Origin of the sequence: Flavobacterium sp. (assembly GCF_044368995.1) — a bacterium.
GTDB lineage: Bacteria > Bacteroidota > Bacteroidia > Flavobacteriales > Flavobacteriaceae > Flavobacterium.
This window is the reverse complement of sequence record NZ_JBIPMS010000095.1, coordinates 1-6,522: the sequence shown is the minus strand read 5'-3', so window position 1 is coordinate 6,522 and position 6,522 is coordinate 1. Positions and strand designations below refer to the sequence as shown.

At 32.1% G+C, this 6,522-nt stretch carries 5 protein-coding genes and 2 pseudogenes; 4 read left to right on the top strand and 3 right to left on the bottom strand.

Annotated features, from left to right (window positions below; all coding sequences use genetic code 11):
• Nucleotides 1–1,778 (bottom strand): annotated as a pseudogene (locus ACIQ2I_RS07115) (hypothetical protein); the annotation flags it as partial.
• Between the two features lie 252 nt (nt 1,779–2,030).
• On the opposite strand from ACIQ2I_RS07115, the gene folE reads away from it, so the two are divergent.
• The 4 genes from folE to lgt all read left to right on the top strand — a co-directional run bounded on the left by folE (nt 2,031) and on the right by lgt (nt 5,578).
• Nucleotides 2,031–2,702 carry a GTP cyclohydrolase I FolE gene (gene folE, locus ACIQ2I_RS07110; RefSeq protein WP_396181732.1) on the top strand — a complete coding sequence of 224 codons (672 nt, stop codon included), beginning with the start codon at nt 2,031–2,033 and terminating at the stop codon, nt 2,700–2,702.
• Between the two features lie 53 nt (nt 2,703–2,755).
• A complete protein-coding gene (cysS, locus tag ACIQ2I_RS07105) occupies nt 2,756–4,234 on the top strand; it encodes a cysteine--tRNA ligase (RefSeq protein ID WP_396181731.1) in 1,479 nt (492 codons plus the stop codon).
• A gap of 109 nt (nt 4,235–4,343) precedes the next feature.
• Entirely contained in the window at nt 4,344–4,565 is a 222-nt protein-coding gene (gene yidD, locus ACIQ2I_RS07100) for a membrane protein insertion efficiency factor YidD (protein ID WP_396181730.1), read from the top strand.
• Between the two features lie 86 nt (nt 4,566–4,651).
• Nucleotides 4,652–5,578, top strand: a complete 927-nt coding sequence (gene lgt, locus ACIQ2I_RS07095) for a prolipoprotein diacylglyceryl transferase (RefSeq protein ID WP_396181729.1) — start codon at nt 4,652–4,654, stop codon at nt 5,576–5,578.
• A 61-nt stretch (nt 5,579–5,639) separates the two neighbouring features.
• On the opposite strand, the gene ACIQ2I_RS07090 is transcribed toward lgt, so the two are convergent.
• Both ACIQ2I_RS07090 and ACIQ2I_RS07085 read right to left on the bottom strand, forming a co-directional pair.
• Nucleotides 5,640–6,077, bottom strand: a complete 438-nt coding sequence (locus ACIQ2I_RS07090) for a hypothetical protein (RefSeq protein ID WP_396181728.1) — start codon at nt 6,075–6,077, stop codon at nt 5,640–5,642.
• A gap of 139 nt (nt 6,078–6,216) precedes the next feature.
• Nucleotides 6,217–6,522 (bottom strand): annotated as a pseudogene (locus ACIQ2I_RS07085) (translational GTPase TypA); the annotation flags it as partial.

Genomic DNA, 6,522 nt, shown 5'->3' with positions numbered 1-6,522 from the left:
CCTGTTGTAGTATGCGTAATCGCTGCTGCTAATGGGGTATTGATACAAAGTGTAGGTGTAGATGTAGGTAATGTAACCGTATTAGCTTGTGTGACTGTAATAGTTCCTGTTGCATTAAATGTACCACAACCTCCCGTTAATGGAATCGTGTAATTAAATGGACTTCCTACCGTAGTAGTTGGCGTACCACTAATAGTAATTGTATTTCCAGACCAAGTAGCTGTAACGCCTGCTGGTAATCCTGTTGGAGTGCCAATGCCTGTAGCTCCTGTTGTAGTATGAGTAATCGCTGCTGCTAATGGGGTATTGATACAAAGTGTAGGTGTAGCCGAAGCTGCTGAAACCGTATTGTCTGGGTTCACCGTAATGGTTCCTGTTGCAGTTAATGGAGTATTAACAACTGGAGAACCAGCAGCAACATTAGTTAATGTATATATTGTTGTTGCAGTTAATGGTGATGGTGTATTCCAAGTAAACGAACCAGCTGCACTTAAAGTTACATTATAAGTATTTGTACCTTGTGTAAACGTTACCACAGCACTTGGTGGACCAGTAAAAGTTAATTGTCCGGTATTGTTGGTACAAATGTTATTACCTACTGCTGTAGCATTATTTGTACATCTAACATCTAATAAAAATGAAATGTCATCTGAATCTACACATTCTGGAGAGGTATTATTTCTGGCTCTTACATAAATGGTAGTATCCACATTGGTTTGAAAAGTAGAAGGATTTGTGATTTGTCCTGTAACTACAGGGAAATCATAAATTATTGAATCTCCAATATCTGTAAAAAAAGAAAATGTGAAATCTGCAGGATTTAATGGTGCTGCTAATATAGAAGGAATTAAAGCCGTTAAATTAAATATAGGGTTACAATCTCCTAATGTTCCTAACTGTGTGCCAGGATTTGTTAAAACAGGTGTAGCACCAAAATAAATAATAACAGAATCTTCCGAAACAATACCACAGTCAGGATGTGTAACCTTAACTTTCCAAGTTCCTGATTGGGTAACCGTTATTGATTTTGTAGTTAAAGGTTGTAAAACATCATTCCGAAACCATTGGTATGCCAATGAATTTTGATTAGCTGGTGGGTTTTCAAAATTACAATGTAAGGTATAAGACGCTATTGACCCATCACAAATCGAAACAGTATTAATTTCTGGTGGTTCTGAAAAAGTAGAAGTTGCTGTAGACCCTAAATTTACTCCGCAAACAAGATCACAGTCAGCTTGTGTAGCACCTGCTGATGCAGGGTTATTAACTTGTTGTAAAACAAACTGAGCTGGATCGCCTGAAAAATTTGCTATAAATAGTAAAAAATATTCATTAGGTTCAGCATCAATAGTTAAAGTTTCAGTGGATGCAGCATCATAACTACAATCCATAATATTTCCAAAAGGATAAAAATTTGGATTAATTGTATTATTTGGGCAAGTGGGACAATCTGTTAAACTAATACTTGAACAAGTTGGTGGTGTTGTAAAGGGTCCCCAACAAACAAAATCAACATCACAATTATTATAAAGTGGTGGATTATTTCCCTGATGCAAACTATAAACAATAACACCTGAACCTTGAGACTGAATTGTGTACCAATTTCCATTAGCAGTAGAACTTAAACAAGCTAATGGACCAAAACTAGGATTTGTATTTGCCGTTACTGGTAAGGATCCTATTGAGCAAATTGGCTGAGCATTATTACAAGCTGTAGTTTGCGAATGAATAAAATTAATGCTTAAAAAAGTAAAAAAAAGTAAAAGAAATTTTTTCATTTTATATATGTAAATATTAAAATAATTAAGTGTTTTGAATAGCAAAAATAAAAAAAAAATTAACTTTTCGTTAATAAAAAAGCAATTTAACAATGTTGTTTGTTTTTCGTCGGACTAAACTGCTTTTCATCGATTTTAACAGTTGTGTAATGAAATAAAAGTGTTGGTTATTTATAAATTACTTTAAAAATTTATAAAACTAATTTATTTATAAATGCATATATTTGCAGTTAGATGAAAATAATAGGTATGATGATTAACAACGAAGAACATAACGATGAAATTGGCAATAACCATATTGCTACTAATACACAAAACCCAATTCGAACTGATGCTTTTGAAATTTCTGACGAGGAGAAAATTACAAGAATTAAAAAAGATGTAGAAAATATTCTTTTAACTTTAGGAATGGACTTAACAGACGATAGTTTAAAAGGAACACCAAACAGAGTAGCCAAAATGTTTGTAAAAGAAATATTTGGCGGTTTACATCCAGATAAAAAACCTAGTGCCTCCACATTTGAAAACAAATACAAATATGGTGAAATGCTGGTGGAAAAAAACATTGTAGTATTTTCAACTTGCGAACATCATTTATTGCCAATATATGGAAGAGCACATATTGCTTATATTTCAAACGGATCTGTGGTAGGTTTATCAAAAATGAATCGTATTGTAGAATATTATGCAAAAAGACCTCAAGTTCAGGAACGTTTAACTATTCAAATTGTAAAAGAATTACAAACCGTTTTAAAAACAGAAGATGTAGCATGCATCATTGATGCCAAACACATGTGCGTGAACTCTCGTGGTATAAAAGATATTGAAAGTAGCACCGTAACTTCTGAATTTGGCGGAAAATTTAAAAACGAAAAAATGAAACGAGAGTTTTTAGATTATATTAAATTAGATACGAAATTTTAGCTAATAAAATAAAATTTATAAATAGAATAATAGTAAAAAATAAATCATACAAAATGCCACTTTACGAAACCAATCCACTTCAGGTGTATAATTCATTATCGGGGAAAAAAGAAAATTTTAAATCGATTCACGAAGGTCAAATTGGTATGTATGTTTGTGGACCAACAGTATATAGCAATGTGCATTTAGGAAATGTTAGAACTTTTATGAGTTTTGACATGATGTATCGTTATTTATTGCATTTAGGTTATAAAGTAAGATATGTACGAAATATTACAGATGCCGGACATTTAACAGATGATGGCAATGTAGAAAATGACAGATTTGTAAAACAATCGCGTTTAGAGCAATTAGAGCCAATGGAAATTGTACAGAAATATACAGTAGATTTTCATAGGGTTTTAGAAACTTTTAATTTCCTACCTCCTACTATTGAACCAACAGCTACAGGTCATATTGTAGAACAAATAGAACTTACTCAAAAATTAATTGAAACGGGTTTTGCATACGAAAGCAAAGGCTCTGTGTATTTTGATGTTTTAGAATATAACAAACGTGGTTTAAATTACGGCGAATTAAACAATAGAAATATTGAAGATTTATTAGCCAATACAAGAGATTTAGACGGACAATCAGAAAAGAAAAACCCACAAGATTTTGCCCTTTGGAAAAATGCATCGCCAGCACATATTATGCGTTGGAATTCGCCTTGGGGAGCTGGTTTTCCTGGTTGGCATTTAGAGTGTACCGCTATGAGCACTAAATATTTAGGTGAAAACTTCGATATTCACGGTGGTGGTTTAGATTTAAAATTTCCACATCACGAATGTGAAGTAGCACAAGGAACGGCATGCAATGGAGTACAACCAGTAAATTATTGGATACATACTAATATGCTAACCATGAACGGCCTACGCATGAGCAAAAGTACTGGGAATTACATTCTACCAATGGAATTACTTGATGGAAAAAATGACTTCTTCGAAAAAGAATTTAGTCCAAGTGTGGTGCGTTTTTGCTTCATGCAAGCGCATTATCGTGGTGTTTTAGATATTTCAAACGATGCGATGCTTGCAAGTGAAAAAGGATATAATCGTTTGATGGAAGCCATAGATATTTTATCAAAAATTGAAAATAGCCCTACTTCTTCTGTTGATATTACAGCTTGGAAAAGCGCTTGTTATGCTGCGATGAATGACGATTTTAATACTACAATTTTAATTGCACAATTATTTGAAGCGGTTAGAATTATTAATGTATTGAATGACAAGAAAGAAACAATTTCTGCTACAGATTTAACAGAATTAAAAACTACTTTAGAAATTTTTGTTTTTGATGTTTTAGGATTAACAAATAAAAAAGCAGCAGGAAATAATAATAAATTAGGAAGCGTTATCGAAATGCTCATCGAAATGAGAATGGAAGCAAGAGCCAATAAAAATTGGGCTTTGTCAGATGAAATTAGAGATAAATTGGCTGTTTTGGATATTGAATTGAAAGACGGAAAAGATGGAACAAGTTTTACTTTGTAATTAAGTAAAAGGCAAAAGGGATAAGGCAAAAGTAAAAGACAAAAACAAGATTTAAAGAATAAATTTAGTGAATCTCTGTGATTTCTTTGCGAAACTCTGTGTAACAGTTATGAAGAAGATTTTAATTTTTCCGTTCGTTATAATAATTAGGTTTTATCAAATCGTAATTTCGCCATTAACACCAGCAACTTGTAGGTTTGCCCCTACTTGTTCGAGTTACAGTAAAGAAGCATTAGAAAAATATGGTATTTTAAAAGGAAGTTGGCTCGCTATAAAAAGAATTACAAGTTGTCATCCATGGGGAAAAAGCGGTTACGATCCAGTTCCATGATGCAATGGCAAAAATCAATGAGAATATAAAAAAATATTGATATGCAAACCCTTTTAAACTTATAAACTTTTAAACAAAAAAATAATATGATTTGGAATCCAACAGAAGGCATCGATTTAGGTTTTTTTATGATTCGTTTTTACAGCTTAACGTGGGTAACTGCTTTTGCTTTGGGCTGGTACATTACCAAATTCATCTTCCAAAGAGAAAATGAATCGGTAGAAAAATTAGATAATTTATTTGTTTACACTATAGTCGCTACGATGCTTGGTGCACGTTTAGGTCACGTAATTTTTTATCAACCAGAATTATTTTCACAAGATCCCTTGAGTGTTTTATTACCAATTAGCACAAAACCAGAACTACATTTCACAGGTTTTAGTGGATTAGCCAGTCATGGTGCGGCAATTGCTATAATCATTACAATGTATTACATCAAAACAAAAGTACTACAACGTCCGTTATTATGGATTTTAGATAGAATTGTAATTCCTGTGGCTTCTGGAGCTGTTTTTATTCGTTTAGGAAACTTTATGAATTCTGAAATTTTTGGAAAAGTGACTTCAGAAGAAAGTTTCATGGCTATGAAATTCGTGAAAGGTGAAGATAATTTGCCACCGCAAGTAGCCTCGCAATTAACAAATATTCCTGACGGAACTCAGGCATACAATGCGATTGCAAAAGATGTTCAGTTTAAAGGTATTTTAGATAAAATTCCATACAGATATCCAGCGCAATTGTTCGAAGCAATATTATACATTCCAGTATTTTTCATCTTGTTTTATATGTATTGGAGAACAGACGCCAGAAACAAACCAGGGTTACTATTCGGTACATTTTTAGTATTACTTTGGTCGGTTCGTTTCTTTGTAGAATTTGTAAAAGACAGTCAAGGTGGTTTTGAAGAAAATCCAATGTTTAACGCTTTGTCAACTGGTCAATGGTTAAGTATCCCTTTTATTATTCTTGGTTTTTATTTTGTGTATATTTCGCAAAAGAAAGTAAAAATTTAAAAAAAATATATTTAAAAAAAAGGCAAACTCTAAATCAGATGTTTGCCTTTTTTTTTGTGTTTTATCCTCTAAATTTCCATTCAAATTCATCTTTATCGTTGATGATGGCGCCAATTTCAACCTCAACGACTTCGTCATAATCTACATGGAAAAACAACCAATTGTCTTCATTAAAATAAATATCTATACCTTCTTCTGAATCTTTTTCAAATTTGGTGATTTTGTTTAGTGCTAAATCACCATTTACTAAATCCCAAGCTTTATTGATAATGGTAGTTCCAAATAATTTGATTTCTGGATGTGTAGTCGTAATATAGCCCAATTTCATGTCTTCCTCAACATAAAAGGTTAACTTCATACGTTCTTTATTATACACGTAAATCGTATTTTTTTCGTCGTCTGTAAAGGTTTTACTTGGTTTTCCATATAAGGCTTCAACGTATTTTGGAGTCATACCAAACTCTAATCTATCAATTCCGTTTTTTAATTTAATTTCCATGGTTATAGTTTTTATACTAACAAAGTTAGGGTTTTTAATTATTGATTGTTCAATATCTTACAAAATACTAAATCTGTAAATAAAAAAACCACGAAAATCAAATGAAATTCGTGGTTTAGTATATTTATAAAAAATCTATTTATATTTTAAAACGTTTTCTGTCCGTTTCAGTTAAATAAATTTTTCTTAAACGAATAGATTTTGGTGTACACTCCACATATTCATCTTTTTGAATGTATTCTAATGCTTCCTCTAAAGAAAAAATAATTGGAGGAATAATTCTAGCTTTTTCATCATTTCCAGACGAACGTACGTTAGATTGTTTTTTCTCTTTCGTTACGTTTACACACATATCATCTCCACGAGAGTTTTCTCCTATAACTTGACCTTCGTAAATTTCAACATTTGGCTCTACGAAAAACTTACCTCTATCTTGTAATTTATC